The following is a 20947-nucleotide window of genomic DNA, read 5'->3' as shown; positions in this document are numbered from 1 at the left end:
TATAGATCGCGGAAGCTCTGTGGAGAAATACAAAGATTCGCTCATATTACTCGCTACGTGATCATCGATGATCAAGAGGGGTAGATCGTGGGGACAAATTTCAGATGACTAATCATCACCCACCTATGCGGATTTTATTCATATTTTATAATTATTCAGTATAGTCTCCAACATTATCAATTAAAGTTTGGAGTGAAATTGATGATCCTCTCAATTCTCTCCGTTGATCTTTGAGTTCGTCCAGTTCATATACGGCATCTATTCCCATATCATCCACGCGAATCTCTTCTAAACCACGTTCCTCAGCTTCAGCTATCAGTGTACCAACAGACCCATGATTTCTATACTTCTCAAATTCGGCACGACTTGCTTCGCCGTTTAGTATTCTTTCTTTGAGTTCTGGTTGGCTAAACTCTATGATTTCAAAATCTATGTTTACTGATGCAGAATCCACTGTCTCCTTACTTGACCACCTGTAACTTGACTTGATTGCAGAAGATATTATTGCCTCAAACAGATCAGACTCCGACAAGCCCTCTGTGTTATTCGCTATCGCCAAGCAACAGCGCAGACCGAAAGAGCATATTTCCTTCGCTAAATGTACATTTGACGGGCCCAAGTTGTTGAATATAGTATCTATCTCGTCTTGGTCATAAAGTTGAGATATTCCCTCAATATCGTAAATTGATTGTTTTATTCTTTGTCTGATCCTGTATCTCAAGTCTCTTTCTGCTTGTTTGTCGATTTCCAGTTCGTCCTTTATGTACCTTCTATCACGGGTCGTCAGTATTCCCCTCTGCCTGTCAGCAGCCACCCACTCGACATCCTCGGGCTCTACTACGTCATCTGAAATACCGTTGATTTGCATTCGGATTGCATTAGCTTGCATCACCTTACCTACAATCAACTGTTCTGATGGGTCAAGTTTCCAAATTGGAGTCTCAACATCAAAGTCATCGGACGTGTTATTGTTATCTGCTACCATAGTTTCTAAATACGACGTTAATCTATTTTCGTCGTCTCTACCTTCGATAGACTTTTGGAAAAAGGTAACGAATAGTTGACTCAATACCACGGTTGAATGGCCTCTGTTGACCTGACAACAGCCAGATCGCGGGTAAACGGGGGTTTCCATTCCGTCCGTGGTAGAAACAACGATGAATCGAAACAAGCGGGAAGCCGTCATCGAGCGGGATCAAGGCCAGTGTGTCAACTGTGGTGCCTCTGGTCCCGACACGACCCTCGACGTGCATCACATCGTGCCGCGTGGCCGAGGTGGGTCCGATAGGCTGTCCAACCTTGCCCTCCTCTGTCGCCAGTGCCACGATGCGGCCCACGACGAGGCGACGGCTCCCACAGTCCAGTTCAGTAGCACAGGCCAAATGCGTAGCGACTCGTTCAAGACGTATCTCCGATTCTTTTCGGAGCTACCGACAGCGCGATTCGACGCCAAGGAGAAGGTTTGGCGCATCCCGAAAGCGGACTTCGAGCGAGTCGTGCAGTCCATAGATGCGCCCCAAGAGTCGACTGCCGTCACTGACGGAGGTGGCGCATGACTCAGCAGACCCTCGGGCAGTTCCGTGACGCGACTCGGTGTCCGTCGTGCGGACGTGACGACTTCGAGGACGAGCGTGGGATGCGGATACATCATAAACTCGCTCACGGTGAGTCGTTGGCCGAGCGGGAAGATAGATACCGATGCCCCGAGTGTGATCGGGAAGTGGAAACAAAACGCGGACTCAGTAACCACATCTCGAAGGTTCATCCCAAAACGTGGGAGCGACTACAGAGTGAAGGAATGGTTCTGACGGTCGACAGCGACAGGTAGCCCCACCTTATTCTCTTTCGACGGCACAGGGAGGTAAAGACAGAGAGACTGCTCACTATGGGATACCACAGGGAAAGAAGCATAGAACTCCCGTGTGTTCACGACTGATAGACTACCACGCATGGGTGGACGGTACTTGATCGAAGTCCGCACGGGCGGGCATCTGAAGCGACGGCTTCGGGACACCATTTACGACGTAGCCGACGAGTTCGGTGTTCGCGGGGCCGTCGATCCCCGTCCAGTGCCACACATCACGCTGTTTGGGCCGTACGACACCAACGACGGTCCCGAAGTCAAACGCCGCCTCTTGGATACCTTTGAGGACTTCGACGCTGTCCCGTACCGCATCGACGGCTTCGGAACTTTCCCCGACACGAAGGTCATTTACGCGAACGTCATCCCGTCACATGAATTACGGTCCCTCCGTCGGTCAATCTCTCGCCAACTCCGTCCCATCTGTGAGGGCTATCCGAGCTACGATAAGGACTGGTTCTACGAGTTTCACATTACTGTTGCCTTCCGCGATGTAGGCGAACAGTTCGACGATATCCGTCGATACGTTCGAGAGCAGTACAATCCACAGTTCGATGCCTACGCGACACGAATCTCGAATCTTGACCGACGGTCGATGCTCTGGGAGTACGATATACCCCGAGGGACAGTCCTCGACCCCGACATGGCGACGACTGCCGAGGCGTGGCGGCAAACTGAGCAAGCACTTGGTCGACACCGCTCTCCTGACGATCATAACCACCTCGCACCCTCTCCGAATGGAGTCAGACGGGTGTTCTTCAACTTGATCACCCGTTTCAGGCGGAAGTGGTAGTTGAACCTTCCACAGAATATTTCACTTAGACAATACGAGTAGTGGTTATAGATATACAAATGCCGAACGGACACGGGAAACGACAAGAAGACGAGGAAGAATTAATTGAGGCTGTCGAGAGCGAGGGCTGGGATTATTATCCGAATCCTGACGACTGGATTACCGAAGTAGCACAGTCGGACGGTCTTCATTTCGGAGCAGGGTTTAGTGGACCGCAGAACGTCTACCATGGTGACAATTACGTCTATATGGTCGTCTCATCTGTTCACGGTACTGATGTCCACGTTTTTTCAAAACCGAAGTCTGAGTATTTTGAGACGACTCGAAAAGAAGGAACCTGCCCCAATTGTGAAGAGTACGTCCGACGCTATGAGGAAGACGACTACCTCACATGTCACCGATGTGGCTGGCAGTACAAGCCGCTGAAAGAGCGTTTAACGAACCTTTTCGGCTAAATCTGAGATATTTCCGATCTATTTTCTTGGTCCACGGAGTGTGATACAGGGCGATTGAAACAGAACCGACGACGCAGTCCCTATCCGTGGCAAAATAACAGGCGATGAGTGGCAACGACAGCGACTGAAAAGGCTATTCTCTGATACCCCGCGACTCGGGGATTAGTGACGGTCGATAGACGGCGGGTGATACCCGAGCAGTCCCGAAGTTCGATACCAGTTGAAACTAAGATTGAAAAGTTGTCATGTTGATATATGGCTATGGGTCAGTACCCCGACGACTGGGATCAACGACGAAAGCGCGTCTACAGGCGGGATAACTACCAGTGTCAGAACTGTGGTCGTCAAGGTGGTCGGCACGGCAATGCTGAATTGCACGCCCATCATCGTCAACCTGTCAGTAAGGGTGGGAGCCACCGCACACAAAACCTCGTGACTGTCTGTAAGAGCTGTCACGAGAGCATCCACGGCCACCGTATTCCCACTGGAGAGAGCAGTGGGGGCCGAAGTCGAGCGACGGGGCAAAGACGGACGGGCGAGGAGGAAACACAATACGGGAGTGCGGAGGGTTTTCTTTCGTTTTGTGTAGGGTTTGGATTAATGGTAATTGGCGGATTGCTTGTACCGCACATTCCAGCATCTATTGAATTTGTGTTTGGGTTCGGGTGGATTATGGGATCGATTTTTCTCGCAGACAAATTTTACAAGAAAATAAAAAGAAGTGAACGGTGGTAAGCGACCGAGAAGACCAGATAAATTAAAGATATTTTGGGTGAAATTTTATTATTTGGAACGGGTGGCTCCGCGCCTCTCTCCGCGTAAGTGTTGACGGGGTGGGTCTAAATCCCGTTTTCAGAGAGACACCGAACCCCTCCCCCCGTGACATATCGACCCTCCCAATGAGCTTATTTTCACGGGGGGATTGACGGCAGAGGCACACGTAGTCTACCGATTACCTCACCTCTCCAAAACACTCTAATAAGTTCGCCACGAACGGATAACTTAGGTGACAATTTTTACAATCTCCCGCGTCCAATGTGGGGTTGTAATGTCGCTTGACCCAGTCGACGCCGACCCCGAGGAAGTGTTCATTGAACCAGCCCGCCCCGACACTGACGACCCTCCGAAATAGCCGAGAAGGTACTGAAAACCAGACTGCGGGCGCAGTTCGGGTTCAGAGTCCTTTGCCCCGATGCTGAGGGAGACGCGCCGATCATCGTCACCCAAGATGGTAGCCAGGAATCGGTGCTGGAAGTCCATGCTAACGACGAGACAATCCGATACCCCGCCCTACCCGACGCCGACTGCCTCAAGGCGGTCTACAAGGCCGACGTTGACACCGAGCGGGGCGTGATTCAAGGTGAGGAGTTAATCATCCTTGATGACGACGGCCGCCCGAGCGGTGAGAGACGGTCGGTGTCGTGGCTGTTGGAAATGACCCACGACGGGGCGTACACCCCCGTCCACCTCTGTGACGTGACCAACGGTTGAAAACGGCCACCTACGTCACGGCGGGCGCGTAACTCCTTTTTCTCGCGGCTGTTCCATTATCCAGAGTCGGTTAGTAGCGATTGGCTAACATTTTTGTCGTGTCACTACCTACCAAATCACGGGTAGTGACCTACAACCGTAGGGTAATGCCTCCCCAGAAGGGGAACCCGACCCGTCTAATCAAACCATGTACGGGATCGGGCACGGGTAGGTCACTCCCCCGATGCATCGGTTTCGTTCACCGACTCATTCAATCCCTCACCGTCATGCGGTGCGGGCGACGTGCGCGGCGTAGGCGTACACGCTATCCCCGGTAGCGTGTGCGGCAAGCCCGCGCCGTCGACCACGACCACTTTCCTCACTGCACCCCGACTGAATCGTATCTTAACCAACACGCAGGTAGTATTGACGGTCGATGTTGGTTAACGCCTGGGCCACGGCGTCACCCCGACCGACTCTGAGCCGACGCCGTCGATCCAGTGTAACCGTATTGGGGTAGGCGAGGAAGTGGGCGAGACAATATGTGTTCTTGGCGAAAAACTACTCAGCTGTCCGTAGCCACTAATCAGGGACAATCCGACATTACTGTGGAGTACCCCGACCGTCCCGTATCCCGTTGCCCGTTCGGTATCCCCCGCGTGGACGTGCCCTACCGTCGCAGACGATTGCCAATCTCCATGTTGCCTATCTCCCGTTTCTCATTGAGTCACGATTGGCCGACTGCCATCGGCACGCATCTTTTTCACTCTGAAACCACCAAGTCGGGATACTGTGATGTTCGCTCCCGTTGATCGGAGTGGACAGTAACCGACCGTGACGCCAATCCACCGTGAGAACTGCGGAAGCGGATGTTGGCCTTTCGAGCCGACGACCAGGGTTCAAATCCCTGACCGAGCACTTTTCGAACGAAGTGAGGAAAGCGCGCAGGGAAAGGATTTGAATCAGGGAGCGGCGTCGCCGCGACCGTGGTTCAAATCCCTGACCGAGCATGATTCTGAACGGAGCGAGTGAAAACAGGAGAAAGGGATTCGAATCAGGGAACGGTCCGCGGTGCCGTGGTTCGAACCCCCGACCGAGCGTGTCGACAGATGTCGCCCTTCGTTACGGATTATTGATCTGTGAATCTCAAACCATGACTTTATGATACGAACGGACACATAGGAGTGTGAACGTGGTCGGGGCGACGCACCGGAGCGTCGTCCACACGGGGGGGATCGTTTCGGACGGTGGCCTCGCTCTCGTGGACACCTCTGTCGAGCGTCGCGGCCTTACGCCAACAAATGTCGACTCAAAACGCAGATCCGTCGGGGCCATCCGGCCCGGAACGGCTCTCGAAGGACACGATATTCTCGATGCTGAGCAATCAGCGTCGGCGGTACGTACTCTACTATCTCAATCGGAACCCGGGGTCGGTGTCTCTGCGTGACCTCGCCGAGCGGATCGCGGCGTGGGAGAACGACGTGGACGTAGACGACGTAAACTACAAACAGCGCAAGCGGGTCTACACCTCGCTGCACCAGACCCACCTCCCGAAACTCGACGAGGCCGGCATCGTCGACTACGACCGGGACGAGGGGACGATCACGCTCGCGGATCGAGCGACCGATCTCGACCTTTACCTCGAACTCGTCGGCGAACACGACGTACCGTGGTGTGACTTCTATCTTGGCCTGTCGGCGGTGGCGTCCCTGATCATCCTCGCGGCGTGGCTCGGCGTCTACCCGTTCGCGGCACTGCCGGACCTGGCGCTCGCGGTCGGGGTCGTCGGACTCTTTGCCGTCTTCGCGGGCATCCACTCGCGGCGCGCGCGGCGGAACCACATCGGCGGCGGGAACGCGCCGATCGAAGGGCCAAAGAAGCGCTAGGCCAGCCAGTCCTCGGGTTTCGTGTCGTAGTCGATGTCGTTGGCGGCGATCCGCTCTTCGAGTTCCGGATCGAGGTCGTGCGTCTCGAATCGATCCCCGTCGTAGCGGATGCGCTTGCCCACCTCGGTCGGCGTCGGCTCGCGATTCCGTCGGCGGGCGATCTCCAGTTCGTGTTCGTCGTACTCCTTGACGATGGTCATGAGGTTGACCGGCCGTCCCCAGAGGTCGTAGGTGCGTTCGAGCACGCGCTTTGCCTGCTCCACGTCGAGACTGATGCCGTTGTACTGGTGCCCGAGGAGGAGTTCGTTGCGGTTGTCGAAGTTGCCGTCGTAGACGGCGACGGTTGGTTTGCCGAAGTTGGTGAACTGGAGCAGGAGCTTCGTCTTCACGTCGGCGGCGACGTCCGAAGCGACGCGGAAGTCGCCGGTCGCCTGCGAGAACTCGTAGGTGAAGTAGTTGTTCTCGCTCACGAACTCCTCGGAGAGGAACGCGTCGATGAAGGTGACGTCGTTGTGGCTCTCGCGGAGTTCGCGCATCCGCCGCCAGCCCGCCTCGTAATCCACGTCCGCAATGGCGGCGGCGACCGAATCGTACTTCGCGTCGTCGAACATATACCGCGCCAGCCGTTCGAGTTCGGAGCGGCGAATCCGCTGGAGGAAGCCGCGGTTCTGTGGCTTACACAGCGAGAAGTGGCGCTCGGCCAGTCCCGCGGTGGTTAGCACTTTCCAGGGATACTGCTCGATATCGATGTCGCCGTTCAGTGCCGCGTCGAGGGCGTCGGCGTCGACCCGCGGGTCCGCGGGATCGAGGTCCTCGAGCGTCTCCGGGGTGATCGACGCGATGGCGGCGTCGGGCGCGAGCAGGTCCTCGATGTCGTCGAAGTCGATCACGTCGTGGAAGTTCCGCCACGAGATGCCCTCGACCCGGAGGAGTTTGTCCGCCACCTCGCGCCGATTAGTCACGTTCTCGACGTGTTGCCACAGTTCCATGCCGAGTTTGTAGGGGTTGAGACCGGGCGAGCCGAGGACGCGGGCCATGTGGTCGGCGTAGGTGACGAACTCGTCGTCGTCGGCGAAGTTCTCGTCGCCCATCATCAGCGACTCCCAGTAGCTGGCCCACCCCTCGTTGAGCACCTTCGTCATCTTCTGGCCCGCGAAGTAGTAGGCCTCCGTCCGCAGGATTTCGAGTACGTCTTTCTGCCACGGCTCGAACGCCACGGCTTTCTCCGACTCCTCGTCGTACTGCCGGCCGTGTTCCATGAGGAAGGCGAGCACGTCGGCGTGGGGGTCTTCGAGCCGTGCCTCCGCGCGCTCGGCCTCGGCGAGTTCGTCCAGCCACTCTTCGTCGAAGGCCTGCCGGCGCACGTCCTCGGAGACGTCGAGTTCGTCCAGTCGCTCCCGGAGGTCTGTCGGCGCGTCCCGTTCCCGCCGATCGCCGGCCCGGGCGAACGCCCGGTGCTGGTCGATCGTATCCTCCAGACAGAGCACGGCGTCGATGAACCGCTCTACGTCCTCGCGGTCGATTTCGGGGTCCTCGACGTACCCCTTGATCGTCTCCGCGTGGCGTTCGAGCATGGCCGCGGCGTCGAGATCCGACCGGTCGTCGCCCTGCCCGTCGCCGAAGAGGCCGAACCACTCGTTGTTGGCGAAGAAGTCGGCGTGGGCTTCGACGTGCGTGATGACCGCCTTCTGGTCGGCCACCGAGTTGGACTCCTGCAGGAAGGCGTGGGAGGGGTTGTCGTTGTTGACGATTTCGAACGCCTTGCCCATGCCGAACTGGTCCTGTTTCTGTTGGCGGTCGTAGGCCATTCCCCACCGCCAGTGCGGGTAGCGGCGCTGGAACCCGCCGTACGCGATGAGTTCGTTCATCTCGTCGTGGTCGACGATCCAGTAGTTGACCGGATAGGGGTCGAGGCCGAGCTTCCGGGCCAGATTTCCCGCCTCCTCGACCGGTTCGGTGAGGCGCGTCGCTTCCTTCCGTGCGTCGATGCGGTCGTCTCTCATGAGTCGTCCTCCGTGCTCAGAATCTCGTAGATGGCGTCGGTCACGTCCGCCGGATCGGAGACGTACGCGACGACGACGCCGTCGGAGCCGTCGAAGGCGCGTTCGACCTCCTCGGCGTGGGTGGCGTTGATCGCCGTCCCGCCCGGCTGGGTCTCCACGTACGCGTGGAGATTCGCCGGAATCTCCTCCATCAGCGGCACGACGTTCTCGCGAGTGTCGTTGCTGGAGTTCTCGCTGTCACCGGCGGCGAAGACGTACCGGTTCCACTCCGCCCACGGGTAGCGCTCCTCTAAAATCCCTGCGGCGAGTTCGTACGCCGAGGAGATGCGGGTGCCGCCGCCGGAACGGATGCCGAAGAAGTCGTCGCGCTCGACTTCCCACGCCTCGGCGTCGTGGGCGATGTAGACGAACTCCGCGCGGTCGTACTTGCCCGTGAGATACCAGTCAAGAGGCGTGAACGTCCGCTCGACGAGTTCGCGTTTCTGCTCGCGCATACTGCCGGATACGTCGCGGATGTTCACCACGACGACGTTTTTCTCCGTCTTCTCGATCACCTCGGGGTGGCGGTACCGCTCGTCCTCGCGGCGGAAGGGCACCTCGCGAAGCCCCTCGCGACGGATGCGCTGGAGCGTCGTCTCCCGGTCGACGGACTCGGTCATCTCCTCGAAGCTCCCCCAGCGCCCGCGCTCGTCCTCCGGGATGTCCCCCCACTGGTCCTCGATCCACGCCCGCGAGACGAGGATGTTCTCCTCGCGACACCACCGGAACACCTCGCCGGGTGTCGCGCCCGCGACCCGCATCGCCTCGCGGACGAACTCCTCGTCGAAGTCCATCGCCAGCTTGCGTTTCAGCCCCTGTTTGAACAGGCGCTCGAAGTCGAGTGTGCTGTTCGGGCCGGCGCGGGTGAGTTCGGTGAAGTCGCCTTCCACCTCCTCGACGACTTCCTTCCCTTTCGGCTCCAGGTCGAGGCCGAGTTCCTCGTCGAGTTCCTCCGCGAACTCCTCGGGGTCCATCTCGTAGTACTCGTGGTCGCCCGCCTCGTCGCCGGGGTCGCCGTCCTCCCCGTCGCCGTCGTCGGACTGGGGCTGGCCCACCGGCTGCCCCACGTCGGGTGTGCCGCCCTGTCCCTGTCCCACGCCCCCGCGGTCACGCGGATCGTACGCGAACTCCGGCAGGTCGACCACCTTGATCGGGATCTGGATGCTGTCCGGATCGCTCCCGCCGAGGTCACCGTAGCGGATGAACTCCTTCAGATCCTCGCGCCGTCGCTCGCCGACTTCGCGGAAGCGGTCGAGGTCCTCTCTCAGTCCCATCGGTAGCTCACCTCCCGCATCACTTTGCGGCTGGTCAGTTCGGCCGAGGCGGGGGTGTACCCCTGTGCCTGCAGGTGCTCGATCGTTCGCTCCTTGCGCCGTTCGGTCTCAGTCTCCGACGGCGGGTCCGTCCACTGCGCGGGGTCGAACCCCTCGAACAGCCGCTTCACGTCGCCCCAGTCGTGAGCGTCGAGGACGGCCCGGATCACCGGAATCTCGCTCACGTCGACGTTCTCGATGGCGAAATCCTCGTCCCGATTCTCCCACGCGTAGCGGTTGATGGCCGTGATGACCTTCTCGCGGCGGAACTCCTCGACGCGGTCGGTCGGCGCCGCCCCGCTGTAGGCGTCCTCGCCGAACCGGCCGAGATGCTCCGTCTCGAACACCTTCATCAGGAGCGGATCGGGGTCGACCGGGCCACGGTCGGCGTCGACTTGCTCGTCGTTCGCCCACGCGAAGACGTGTTCGACGTACTCCGAGACGGTGGCCTCGTCGACGCCTTTCTCCGCTAAGAGCGCGTCGAGCACGTCCGCCTCCTGTCGGTCGTAGATGTGACTCTTGACTATCGCGAGGCGGTTCTCGTACTCCGCGGCCTCGGCCCGCGAGAAGACGGGAGCATCGGAGAGTCCTTCGGCCATCGCGTCGAGCACGTCGTCGGGCATGACGACCCGCTCGACCGGCAGGTCGGGATGTTGGCGGTCGGCGTCCCCTTGGAGCAGGTCGGCGATCACGTCCCGCGTGTAGGTGACGGGGACGCCGTGGCTACCGTCGTCGCCGTCGAAGTCGAACTCGTCGGCGTCGATCCGTTCGTCGCCTTCCTGCAGGTAGCCCTGATCGAACAGAAGCGCCTTGTCGACGAGCCCGCGACTGCCCGGCGTGTCCTCGCCGTCCAGTCGGGTGACGACGCTGTAAAGCGCCGCCGCCTCGATCGTGTGGGGGGCGAGTTCGCGCTCGACGGCGCCGCCGCGCCCGTCACGCATCGACAGCGTCAGCCCCTCCCGAACCCGCGATTCGAGGTCGGCGTACCCCTCGGCCTCCCAGACCGCCGTCTCGCTGGTCAGTTCCCGACGGATCAGCTCCGCCTCCAGCGAGAGGTTGGTCAGATAGCCGAACTCGTGTTTGTCGAGACGACGCTTGAGCGCCTTCAGCGGGTCGCGCCCGTTGCGGTCCGCGTACTGGTCGAGCTCCACGTCCAGGTCGGGGTTCGAGATGATGAGCAACTGTGTGTCGATGTCCATTCCGATGCCCTTGTCCAGTTTGACGCGCCCCTCGTCGGGCACGTTCAGGAGCTTTCGGAGCAGGTCGGCGTGCTGGGACGCGTCCTCGACGACCGTCAACAGGCCGTTGCCCTGCGAGAGCACGCCGTCGTAGGAGAACGCCTGTGGGTTCTTCCGACCCCGCGAATCGAGTTCGCGGAGCATCCCGGGCATCCACGAGCCGACCAGTCGCTCCTTCGGCGAGCCGTCGTCCTCCGAGTGGAGGACCCCGATCCCCTTGCCCACGTCGACGACGTAGTTTTTCACCCTGAGGTGGCGTGGATCGGTGAGCGAGGAGAAGAGGTTCGTCCCCCCGTTGCGCCGGTAGCGCTCCTCGAGCAGGTCGTACGCCTCGCGGCAGAACGGATCGAGGTCGGCCTCGACGCGGGTCGGGAGCTGGTCCGCCTCGTTGAGGTCGTCGAGCAACGACGACCGGACGCCCTCGGGAAACACCGACAGCGGGTGGGATTGGACGGGGCTCTCGTACCAGTCGTCCTCGCGGTCGATCCCGTCGCCGTAGCTCAGGCCGCGATCCTCGGTGGCGCTGGCGACGTTCCACTCGACCGTGTAGCGTCGTCCGGCGTCGGTCTTGGAGTACTCCCGGAGGCCGTTGATGAGACACCGCTTGAGCTCCGATTTCCCCGTCGCCGTCGGTCCGTCGAACCAGATAATCTTCTCGCGTTTACCCCGGTCGGCCGCGATGGTCCGCAGATCGTCGACGAACCCGTTCAACACCGCCGTGTTGCCGAGGATGGCGTGTTCGCCGTCGTTGGCGGGGTCGTCGAAAAAGCGGTAGCGTTCGCGCTCCTCGCCCTCCTCGATCACCGTCCGCGTCCCCATCGACTCGATGGCTTCGAGGAGGTATTTCGGGGCGTGGGAGGCGATAGAGGGGTTCGAGAGCACCCGCTCGACGTACGCCTCCAGGCTCATCGGCTCCTCGTACGCGCCGGAGAGTTCCTCGTCGCCCGCGCGAATGTAGTCCGTCATCCTTCCAGTTCGCTCTTTGCGACCTCCGCGCCGGCGAACTCCAGCACTTCCTGGGCACCCTCGCGGGAGTAGCCCTGTTCGATCAACGCGTCGACCCACGCACTCCGCTCGTCGTCGTCGAGTTCGTTCGCCGACACCAGCGCGGAAAAGTTGATGTTGTGTTTCTTGTCTTCCCAGAGCTTGCGCTCCAGTGCGCGGCGCAGCCGGTCGTTGTCCTGCGGGTCGAAGCCCTCGCCCTCGCGTGCGCGCCGGCTGACCCAGTTCGACACCTCCTGGCGGAAGTCGTCTTTCCGGTCGCTCGGAATCTCCAACTTCTCCTCGACGGAGCGCAGGAACGTCTCGTCCGGCTCCTGTTCGCGTCCGGTGAGTTCGTCGGTCACGGTCGCGTCGTCGATGTACGCCATCACGTGATCCATGTACTTCTCGCCCTGGCGCTGGATTTCGTCCACGTCGTACGCGAGGGCGTGGCGAACGTCCTCGATGGCGCGCTCCTTGTACTCCTCGCGTACGAGTTCGAGATAGCGGTGGTAGCGCTCGACGTTCTCCTCGGGGATGGAGCCGTGATTTTCCAGGTTGCGCTCGAAGTGGGTGAACACCGAGAGCGGCGAGAGGTACGCGCGACCGCGGTGGGTGGCATCCATGATTGCCTCGGCGATTTCGTCACCGATGAACCGCGCGGAGACGCCGTCCATCCCCTCGGCGATATCGGCCGACTGTTCGCCCTCCTCGCGCAGTTTCTTTACGTCCACGTCGTCCGCCTCGTCGATTTCGCCGTTGTAGGCCTTGGCCTTCTGGACGAGTGTGACGTTCTCGCCGTTTGGCTCCGTGATACGGGTGAGTACGCCGAACAGCCCCGCCATCTCCATCGCGTGGGGTTCGATGTGCATGTCCGGTACGTCCGCGTTTCGGAGCATCTTCCGGTAGATTTCGGCCTCCTCGGAGTACTCGAGGACGTACGGGAAGTCGATCCGCTTCGTTCGGTCGTTGAACGCCTCCATCTTCTCGTCGCCCTTCTTGTCCCGGTATTCGGGCATGTTGGTGCGGCCGACGATCACCTGGTCGATGTCGATGCGGGGGTTGTTTTTCGGCTTGATCGTCTGCTCCTGTGAGGCGTGCAGGAAGTCGTAGAGGAACTCCCGCTGAAGCTTCAGCAACTCCTCCCCGCTGAACAGCCCGCGATTGGCGTTACAGAAGGCGCCGGAGTAGTCGAACGCGCGCGGGTCCGACTCGCCGTAGATGGCAATTTTCGAGTAGTTGACGTCGCCTGTCAGTTCCGTCTCGTCCTGATTTTTCTTGTCCTTCGGCTCGAACGTCTCGACACACTGGCGCTTGTTCTCGGAGGCGACCAGCCTAACGACTTCGACGTGGTTGTCGAGGACGGCCTTCAGGTCGTCGTCGTAGTGGGCCAGCAGGCGGTCCATGTAGAACTCGCTCGCGGGGTCGAGCGACTGCTCGTTGCGGACGGTGTAGGGCGCGTCGAGTTCCTCGTTCAACCGCTCTAACACCCGGTCGCGCTGTTCCTGCGGGAGGAGCACGATGGGGTCCTGGTTCATCGGTGAGACGACCGTATCGTCCGCGGGGTCCTGATCGCGGACGATGTCACAGAGGTTGGTCCACCGGAAGGTGTACATCCGACCCTCGTCGTCCATGGTGTAGTCCTCGAAGTATCGCCGGACCATCCAGTCGAAATGCGACTTGCCGGAGCCGACGGGGCCGAGCAGGAGCTTGATGCGTTTCTCCGGGCCGAGCCCCCGGGCGCCGCTTTTTACCTTGTTGACGAACTCGTGGATCGACTCGTGAACCTCGCGGCCGTAGAAGGTGTTCTCCCCGTCGTGTAAGGGATCCTCCGAGGCCATGAGGTACTCGACGACGCCGGCATCCTCGTCGTACTCCGTCCCGTAGTAGTCGAACATGTCGGCGACGCGCTGGTGGGCGTTTCGGGCGATCCGCGGATCGTCGTACACCTCGTCCAGATACCAGTCGAACGCCTTCGCTTCGCGGAGGTCCGCCGGAACCGATTCCTTGTAATGCTGGCTGAGGTCTTCGAGGGTTTCCTTCGTCATTGTCTCTCGAAGTCTCGGACCCGAGCGCGCCCGTCAGTCGCCCGGCCACCGATCGTCGCATGGTGTGGCACTGCATACCACAAGACACGCCCGACCGCGGGATGCTGGTCGTTGGAGCGGCGAGGGGATGGCGGGGCGTCCGACCGACGGCTGCTCGGTCCGCTGGTAACCGAGACTATAAACACTGTCAGTATTCAGCATACATAAATCTTGTTTCGGTCCACCCGAGGAGTCGTCCATGTCCGTCACGACCGATTCGGACGGTGCCTCCCGATTCGAGACCATTCGGCGTGCCGTCTGCGCGAAGACGAACGGTTAGGATCGGAGGTCGTTCGCGCGGCCCCTCGTGCCGGGGGGACTATACGCTCGCCGGGACGAGAGGGAAATATGAGCTTCGACGACCTCCCCGCGGGGTGGACGCTCTGGCACGAGGAGGCGGGCGGTCGGGCGATCCTGGCCTACCGGCCGGACGTGTTCGACACCGACGCGTTCCCGGCCCCCTGTCTCCCGACGATATACGTCTCGCCGGGGTCGCCCCGCCGCCGCCCCGGAGCCCGTCGGGACGACGGCTGGACGATCACGCTGTTTCTCGAACCGGAAGTCGAGGCGCGGGTGGAGACGGCCGATACCCGCGAGGCGGGCGCCAAGGCCGCTCTCGACCTCGCTCGCGCGTTCGCGGCCGGCGATGTCGACTACCGCGGCGCCTACCAGGTCCCCCGTGAGGACTACTTCGACCGCCTCGACGAACTCGTCGGTCGCGAGGCTTAACCACCCTGACCGAGAACGACTCCCCATGTCCGAGGTCACGCTCATCGGGACGCGTCTCGCCGAGGTCGGCCGCGAGTTCGTCTTCCGTGGTGAATCGAGCGCGTGCGAGGGCTGCCCGTACCGCAGCCAATGCCTCGATCTCTCACCGGGGACGCGGTACCGGATCACGGACGTTCGCGAGAACGCCCAGACGCTCGATTGTGCGGTCCACGACGGCGGCGTTCGCGCCGTCGAAGTCGAACCGGCGCCCGTCCCCGCGAACGTCCCATCGAAAGTCGCCTACGCCGGAAGCAAGGCGACACTCGCCGGTTCGTGTCCGTACACCGACTGCCCCAGCCACGCCTACTGCGTCCCGGACGGGGTCGACTTCGACGCCGAATACCGCATCGACGAGGTGCTCGGCGACCCGCCCCACGACTACTGTATGCTCGACCGCGACCTGACGCTGGTCGAACTCGCGCCACGCGAGGACACCTCGTAATCGGCCAGTCGGCCCACACGCTCGCCCGCGTACCCGAAGACATCTTCGTACCCGCCCGCGGACATCAGGATCGGATAGAACGGCTCCTCGGCCACACACTTCTCGCCGTCGGCCGCGGCGAAGGGGACGCCGTCCGGCACGCGCTCGAAGTTCTCGACGAACACCTCGTACTCGTCGGCCGACGCTTTCGACACGCGCCCGGCGAGGCGAAAGACCGGCACGTCGTCGCGGGGGTCGCGGCCCGGGTCCGCCAGCACCCCCGTCGCCGCCAGAAACGCCCGGACGAGTTCCGCGGCGTTTTCGACGGCCCCCTCCGACCACTGGAGCCCACACTCCACCTCGACCGTCCGGGGGTAGTCGATCAACCGACCGCCGGCGTACGCGTCCGTCTCCACCACCGCGTCGACCGGCAGGCGAGCGCAGATCCCCGCCGTCTCGGGGTCGACCGTATCCACCAGCGCGAACGGCCCCGCGTACGACTGCGTCGAGTGGAGAGCGAGGGTCGCACAGCCGTCGAGTTCGGTCACGAGTCGGCGGGCCAGCCGCCCTTCGTGGCTCGCCGCGTCGGCGTCGCCCGGGAACGCCCGGTTGAGGTCCTCGTCTAGGTAGCGCACGCCGCGGTCGAGAGCCTTCTCGTTGGCGACGACGAACTTCACCGGCCGCTCGAACGCCGGCGGCTCCGCAAGCAACGACTCGACCGCGTCCGGGCCACAGGGTTCGTCGCCGTGGACCCCGGCAACGACCGCCACCTCGGGGTCCTCGCCGAACTCTCGAATCCTCATTACCGACATCTAGCCGCGGGCGTTCAAGTGCGTTTCCGTCCCGTCGCGGCGCGTGATTGCCGCACAGGCACACGCCGTAGCCATTACCTCCGTGGACCGCCTGCAGCCACTATGGACGATCACACCCGCGATTACACCGTCGGCCCACCCGTCTCGGGCGACCCGACCGGCTGGCGGGCCGACCGCGGCGAGTCGAACGGGTGGGAACACGGGACGCTCCGCAAGGCCGTCGTCCACGGCGTCCGGCTCTACAACTCCGGCGCGTTTCACGAATCTCACGACTGCTTCGAGATTGATTTCAGAAGTACCAATTAATCCCAGCGGTTACTCCAGCCGCTCGGCGTACTCACGGTCGTGGTCCATCGCGACGGGGCGGTCGCCATCGAGCTCGATTTTCCAGCCATCGAGTGCGTCCGGATCGTCGAGCGCAGCCTGTAGGGTCGCCCGCACGTCGTCGACGTTCACACCATAGTAGTCGCCAGGCACGCCGTGGAGATACTGGAGCGCTGTCTCGAACAGCGAGCGCATGCCGTCGTCGTTCTCGAAGTCGACGTGTTTGTAGGCGCCCGCGGCAACTTGGACCATCCCGTGGAGGAAGGCGCTCTCCGTCGACCCGCTTCCGTAGTTGTACCACTCTGCTTCAAAACAATCATGCGCCTCGTGGTACTCGCCGGCGTTGTAGAGACGGACGCCGTGAATTACTGCTCGTCGGAGCGTGCCGTGTTCCCACCCGTTAGATGGTCCACGGCCGGTATCCCACCCGGAGGGATCTCCCGAGGTTGGGGGGCCCACAGTGTCGTCTCGGGTGTGATCGTCCATATGGGTGAGTAGTCGTCCAAGCTACCTAATCGCACCGACCGATCCTATCGTGAGCACTGTTGGCGGGAGATCGGATTTCACAGCTGAGAGGCGTTACCGCATCCGGTATGACAGTCTACTACAGCAACGCGCGCAAGTCTGCCCTACTCGCGGCCTCGAGCGGCCGACGTCCCATTCGACGTACTTCGGCGACGGCGTCCTCGACGCTACAGCCTCGATCGTGTGCCAGCCAGAGCGCCAGCACGTGTCCCGTTCGGCCCGAGCCCGCCGAACAGTGGACGACGACTCGTTCCGAGGCGGCGGTCGACGCGTCGAGAAACGGCAGGATCGTCTCGTGGAGCGTCTGCCGGTCGACGACGCTGAAATCCTCGATCGGCGCGTGCCTCACGCGATCCTCACCGAACGCCGCCACGTAGATGTCGAGGGGGTCGTCGTACTCGCTCAGCTGTGTCTCGTCGAGCAGACAGCAGACGCGTTCGACGTCTCGTTCCTGCATATATCGCACCCAATCGTCGACCGAACTGTCCGGTGGCGCTCGTCGTGGGTGATTCGGACGACAGGCGCCGAAGACGATCCGTTCGTCCTCGGCCGCTGGAGCGAAATTGTACATCGTGCGTGAATCGACCGCTCGAGTGTAATACCTATCTATGGCGTCTGTCTCCCGTTGCTTGACGCTTGAGCTATTATTTCTGTTTCTCCTGTCGTCTCCTTTCGACCGACCCTCCCAGCAGGCGAGAATTTATTATTCTCTAAGAGACGGCTGTACATGGTGACACGAGGCCCTGACCCGACCGAGACGACTGATCGTTCGATCACGGTCGTCTTGCTCGACACGGACCGAGAGCGGCGCGACTGTCAGTCCTACGAGGAAGCCATCGCGGTCGTGAAAGAGGAACTCGCGCCAGGGACGGTTGCGAAAATCGAGAACCGTGATGGCGAGATCGTCTTCACCTCCAGCGAGATGTCTATCGACGCTTGGGAGGTCGAATGGCGACAGCAGAAACGCCGCCTCTCGGTCGAAACTGAAGACCACGTCTGCCCCTACGACAACGTCGGCTGTATCTTCGACGACCTCTGTGTTCAGTGCAAGATGGATGCCGTCCAAGACAGCTTCTGATTAGTGGAATCTCGTGTTGACCAGCTACGAAAGCGAAACAGGGAAGCAGAGTTGTCGTTCCGGGTCAGACCCAACACGGCCTCATTAGCACGCAGACGACGGTTATCCATTCTCTTGAACGATCGCTAACAGCGTTTCAGCGATATCTGAACAGGGAAGATCGGAAGTCGCTAAATCTTCTAGATCCTCGCGGGCAGCCCTGACGACGTGAGTCCGTTGCCCACAGTTCGCACACTCGTACATAGCGTCTTCAGAGACTGATTCGAGTGTCGACCGATCACAAGTTGGGCAACTGAGGCCAGCAGTCATCAGTCGCTCACCTCGGTGGCTGCATGGTCGCACTCGTCAGTTCTACACGATTGCTCTCTTGGAGTCAAATGACCAGATCCCCCTTGTGAATTAGAGCGTCTGAATCGCGCGGAGATCAGTAGACGCCGCTCGGTACGGTAACTGGGTGCCTGTTCCACTGACTTGCCACGCCGAGTACGTCGACGGTATCGGTTTGACGGGCGCTTCTCTGTTCGTGTCGATTCAACTGCTCGGATCATCTTGCGTGGTTGCTACCTATGGTCACAAAAACTTAGTTAGTAAATAATCAAAAGCTGTGTATGAATCGTGATCCTGCCCTCCTGACGTCCGCCCAGAGAGAATATCTTCGCGGAGAGGTGGAGTACGAGGTGGAACAGTCCGAGACCAATACTCGCTACCGGATGCGGAAGCGCATCCGGAATTCGCTGAAGGATCTCGAACTGCTCTCCAAGGAGCTCGATCCGGAAGATCGGAAACAAGTGTTCGCCGAACTTCATCCGTTGACGGATGATGACGCCGAGTCGGACGACTTGCCACTCCGCGAAGACGAGATGTCCGGTGTTATTGGGGCAATCACATTCCTCTACGCCGGTTCGCGAGACATCGGCATTCCGTTCGAACAGCTCGTTGAGTACGGCCTGCTTCGGGCGCTCGATCAGGAGCTGGAGGGGCCGTTTACCAGCGGAACGGCGACAGTTACGATCGAAACGCAGTCTCAGGTCGACCCCGACGCAGTTGCAGAGAAAATTGCGACTGAGCGCTCGTTATCTGCCGTCGAGTACGAGGCGATCAAGCGCCTCCTCGTGAGTGATCTCGATCGGCTGTTAGAGGCGTTCGAAGATATCAACCTTCCAGTCGTGAACGAAGAAGAGCAATCCGACACCCTATCACTTGGCCGATCGCTTGTACTGATGGCGCGACTCTTGGACGATCCGACATATCTCGATCCGGAGATGGCCCAGCAGCTCCTCGCACCTCGGATCGGACGTGAATTTAATCTTCCCTCGTATTCGGCGGATACGTGATCAGAAGTGGCGCTAAGATTGGGTCCGATGCTCGAATACTGTCGGAGAAATGATCGGGAATTAATATGTTCCTGCGGTCGTACTGCATACAGAGCGTCTACTCACTAGGCCTGTCCCGATGTCGGCTGCAGATCAGCTTAGCCTCTCGAGAGTTCGACGATCAGCTGTATTTGTCATCCTTCTACAGACGCATTACGGCTCATCACGGGTTCCAGAGATGAGATATGAAGCGCCCATCATGGGCTCGCTTTAGAACAGGGAGCTTCCTGAAGGGCTGGCGGGTGGGAGGGCTAACCTCATCGACTCGATCGTTGGATCGTACTGCAAGTACACCGACACGCTCGTCGACTTCGGTAGCGAACTCACAAGCTGCCACAACGTGTTCGGAGGGCACTGCAATCGAGACATGTGAGCAGACGCCGGATTCAAGATACGTGTCCAGTTGCTCGCGAAGTCGGGACCGCGTCGAGGCGTCAAACCGAGATTTGACTTCGATACCGTGAATTCTGGTATTTGGTGTGATCGGGGGAACAGCGTCGCGTTTGACGACGATCAGATCGATTTGAGACTTCGGATCTCGTCGTTTGACCTCACAATCACGAATCTGGCGCTGTGCTGGTCTCGTCACCGGCACTTCGGCAGAGACCCAGTAGCCATGCCGACGGTAGAACTGTGCAATTCGTGCCGTCGTCTGCTGTTCGCCGGTATATGGGGTTAACTCGACCTGCGAGAGGCCAGTGTCGTTGCCGTTATCGGGTGTAATCGCATATTCAAGCTTGCGCTCTTGATGATTGTAGTGAAGTTGTCCCGATGCCCACTCGTATTCACGGAGTGATTCGCGCCGCATTGTGACGAGCCAGACCTCATCGAATAGTGGCGTTGATGTCCTTGCAACCGTTCCGTCAGGCGTAATTGGCCTCCCACCGACAACATCAGATAGCAACCAGTCTTCGTATTTTTCCAATTGCCGCTTTACTGTGTTGAGCGAGCCCATGTGGTTCTTGACTTCCAACCCAACCGTCCGCCTTGGGCCACGCTGTTTCTGTTGCCAGACAAGGTCGATCCGACCGTCGATACCGCCAACTTCACAGTAGCACGTGCCGAATTGCGAGAGCCACTCGTAGAGTGCGTACTGTAAATCCATCTGTGAGAGGTAATAGAGTGCCTCTGGCATCCCCTCCTTCGCCCACGGTCTGATTTGCTTGCCCTCTCGTGCTCCACGGCCACTGGTTGGAAACATCAGTCAACTGGATTTTGTGCTCACGACTCTATGGCGTCTCGAAGTATAGTTATTCACTTAGCACTATATTCCCAGACTGTGTTCAGTATCTTAGTTTCGTCACGTTTCGATTGGCTCGAATGAACCTTTCTTCATAATCGGATTCAGGTATTAAAACGGGGTGAAGCGCCGTTTCCATCAAGGTTAGAGTTGCTCACATGGTATCATACTCGTCCGTAGTATCCGCAAGAAGCATCGGTCTACCCGCTAACACCAGAACTAGGTCGGGCAGCTGACGAAGTCAACCGTCGAAATCGGCTGGAAGATGGGTCGTGAGCGC

At 60.0% G+C, this 20947-nt stretch carries 20 protein-coding genes and 1 pseudogene; 12 read left to right on the top strand and 9 right to left on the bottom strand.

The genetic code is table 11. The annotated features are described in order from the left end of the window. Nucleotides 1-151: 151 nt before the first annotated feature. Nucleotides 152-985, bottom strand: a complete 834-nt coding sequence (locus HALNA_RS19940) for a hypothetical protein (RefSeq protein WP_157573496.1) — start codon at nt 983-985, stop codon at nt 152-154. A gap of 172 nt (nt 986-1157) precedes the next feature. On the opposite strand from HALNA_RS19940, the gene HALNA_RS09060 reads away from it, so the two are divergent. From HALNA_RS09060 to HALNA_RS09040, 7 genes are all read left to right on the top strand, one after another. After that, the gene (locus HALNA_RS09060) at nt 1158-1556 is read left to right on the top strand and encodes an HNH endonuclease (protein WP_049936061.1); all 399 of its coding nucleotides are present in this window, start codon (nt 1158-1160) and stop codon (nt 1554-1556) included. Further along, a complete protein-coding gene (locus tag HALNA_RS21650; protein ID WP_157573495.1) occupies nt 1553-1828 on the top strand; it encodes a C2H2-type zinc finger protein in 276 nt (91 codons plus the stop codon). The genes HALNA_RS09060 and HALNA_RS21650 overlap by 4 nt, the downstream gene beginning before the upstream one ends. Nucleotides 1829-1964: 136 nt before the next feature. After that, the gene (locus tag HALNA_RS09055) at nt 1965-2654 is read left to right on the top strand and encodes a 2'-5' RNA ligase family protein (protein WP_169719030.1); all 690 of its coding nucleotides are present in this window, start codon (nt 1965-1967) and stop codon (nt 2652-2654) included. A gap of 41 nt (nt 2655-2695) precedes the next feature. Next, entirely contained in the window at nt 2696-3109 is a 414-nt protein-coding gene (locus HALNA_RS19930; protein WP_157573494.1) for a hypothetical protein, read from the top strand. 255 nt (nt 3110-3364) lie between these two features. Next, nucleotides 3365-3844, top strand: a complete 480-nt coding sequence (locus tag HALNA_RS19350; protein ID WP_342665020.1) for an HNH endonuclease — start codon at nt 3365-3367, stop codon at nt 3842-3844. 510 nt (nt 3845-4354) lie between these two features. Next, entirely contained in the window at nt 4355-4600 is a 246-nt protein-coding gene (locus HALNA_RS09050) for a hypothetical protein (RefSeq protein WP_049936059.1), read from the top strand. 1352 nt (nt 4601-5952) lie between these two features. Next, the gene (locus HALNA_RS09040) at nt 5953-6465 is read left to right on the top strand and encodes a DUF7344 domain-containing protein (RefSeq protein WP_049936058.1); all 513 of its coding nucleotides are present in this window, start codon (nt 5953-5955) and stop codon (nt 6463-6465) included. Here the strand turns inward: HALNA_RS09040 and HALNA_RS09035 are convergent. From HALNA_RS09035 to HALNA_RS09020, 4 genes are read right to left on the bottom strand one after another with little or no spacing between them, the layout of a single operon-like run. Continuing rightward, nucleotides 6462-8468, bottom strand: a complete 2007-nt coding sequence (locus HALNA_RS09035; RefSeq protein WP_049936057.1) for a SpoVR family protein — start codon at nt 8466-8468, stop codon at nt 6462-6464. The genes HALNA_RS09040 and HALNA_RS09035 overlap by 4 nt on opposite strands. After that, nucleotides 8465-9781 (bottom strand): YeaH/YhbH family protein, encoded by a 1317-nt coding sequence (locus HALNA_RS09030; RefSeq protein WP_049936056.1) that lies wholly within the window; start codon nt 9779-9781, stop codon nt 8465-8467. Before HALNA_RS09030 ends, HALNA_RS09035 begins: the two co-directional genes overlap by 4 nt. Beyond that, the gene (locus HALNA_RS09025; RefSeq protein WP_049936055.1) at nt 9772-12024 is read right to left on the bottom strand and encodes a PrkA family serine protein kinase; all 2253 of its coding nucleotides are present in this window, start codon (nt 12022-12024) and stop codon (nt 9772-9774) included. The genes HALNA_RS09030 and HALNA_RS09025 overlap by 10 nt, the downstream gene beginning before the upstream one ends. Beyond that, on the bottom strand, nt 12021-14087 hold the full coding sequence (locus HALNA_RS09020) for a PrkA family serine protein kinase (protein ID WP_049936054.1): 2067 nt from the start codon (nt 14085-14087) through the stop codon (nt 12021-12023). Before HALNA_RS09020 ends, HALNA_RS09025 begins: the two co-directional genes overlap by 4 nt. 387 nt (nt 14088-14474) lie before the next feature. On the opposite strand from HALNA_RS09020, the gene HALNA_RS09015 reads away from it, so the two are divergent. Both HALNA_RS09015 and HALNA_RS09010 read left to right on the top strand, forming a co-directional pair. After that, a complete protein-coding gene (locus HALNA_RS09015) occupies nt 14475-14855 on the top strand; it encodes a DUF5820 family protein (RefSeq protein WP_049936053.1) in 381 nt (126 codons plus the stop codon). 25 nt (nt 14856-14880) lie between these two features. Beyond that, on the top strand, nt 14881-15336 hold the full coding sequence (locus HALNA_RS09010; RefSeq protein ID WP_049936052.1) for a UPF0179 family protein: 456 nt from the start codon (nt 14881-14883) through the stop codon (nt 15334-15336). On the opposite strand, the gene HALNA_RS09005 is transcribed toward HALNA_RS09010, so the two are convergent. Next, nucleotides 15273-16118, bottom strand: coding sequence for a M14 family metallopeptidase (locus HALNA_RS09005; protein ID WP_084509963.1), 846 nt, complete (start codon nt 16116-16118; stop codon nt 15273-15275). The two genes, HALNA_RS09010 and HALNA_RS09005, sit on opposite strands and share 64 nt — an antisense overlap. Nucleotides 16119-16229: 111 nt before the next feature. On the opposite strand from HALNA_RS09005, the pseudogene HALNA_RS09000 reads away from it, so the two are divergent. Continuing rightward, nucleotides 16230-16418: pseudogene (locus tag HALNA_RS09000) on the top strand (DUF309 domain-containing protein); the annotation flags it as partial. 24 nt (nt 16419-16442) lie between these two features. Here the strand turns inward: HALNA_RS09000 and HALNA_RS08995 are convergent. Next, complete coding sequence (locus HALNA_RS08995; protein WP_049936051.1) at nt 16443-16937, bottom strand: DUF309 domain-containing protein; 495 nt, start codon at nt 16935-16937, stop codon at nt 16443-16445. 118 nt (nt 16938-17055) lie between these two features. Further along, on the bottom strand, nt 17056-17547 hold the full coding sequence (locus HALNA_RS08990) for a protein-tyrosine phosphatase family protein (RefSeq protein WP_049936050.1): 492 nt from the start codon (nt 17545-17547) through the stop codon (nt 17056-17058). Between the two features lie 159 nt (nt 17548-17706). On the opposite strand from HALNA_RS08990, the gene HALNA_RS08985 reads away from it, so the two are divergent. Both HALNA_RS08985 and HALNA_RS08980 read left to right on the top strand, forming a co-directional pair. Beyond that, nucleotides 17707-18054 (top strand): hypothetical protein, encoded by a 348-nt coding sequence (locus HALNA_RS08985; RefSeq protein WP_049938020.1) that lies wholly within the window; start codon nt 17707-17709, stop codon nt 18052-18054. Between the two features lie 608 nt (nt 18055-18662). After that, on the top strand, nt 18663-19388 hold the full coding sequence (locus HALNA_RS08980; protein ID WP_049936049.1) for a hypothetical protein: 726 nt from the start codon (nt 18663-18665) through the stop codon (nt 19386-19388). A 202-nt stretch (nt 19389-19590) separates the two neighbouring features. On the opposite strand, the gene HALNA_RS19925 is transcribed toward HALNA_RS08980, so the two are convergent. Then, nucleotides 19591-20562, bottom strand: a complete 972-nt coding sequence (locus HALNA_RS19925) for a hypothetical protein (RefSeq protein ID WP_157573493.1) — start codon at nt 20560-20562, stop codon at nt 19591-19593. Between the last annotated feature and the right edge of the window lie 385 nt (nt 20563-20947).

The sequence above is a fragment of the Haloplanus natans DSM 17983 genome, from assembly GCF_000427685.1.
Taxonomy (GTDB): domain Archaea; phylum Halobacteriota; class Halobacteria; order Halobacteriales; family Haloferacaceae; genus Haloplanus; species Haloplanus natans.
The sequence above is the reverse complement of the archived record's forward strand: the minus strand, read 5'-3'. Positions and strand labels throughout refer to the sequence as shown.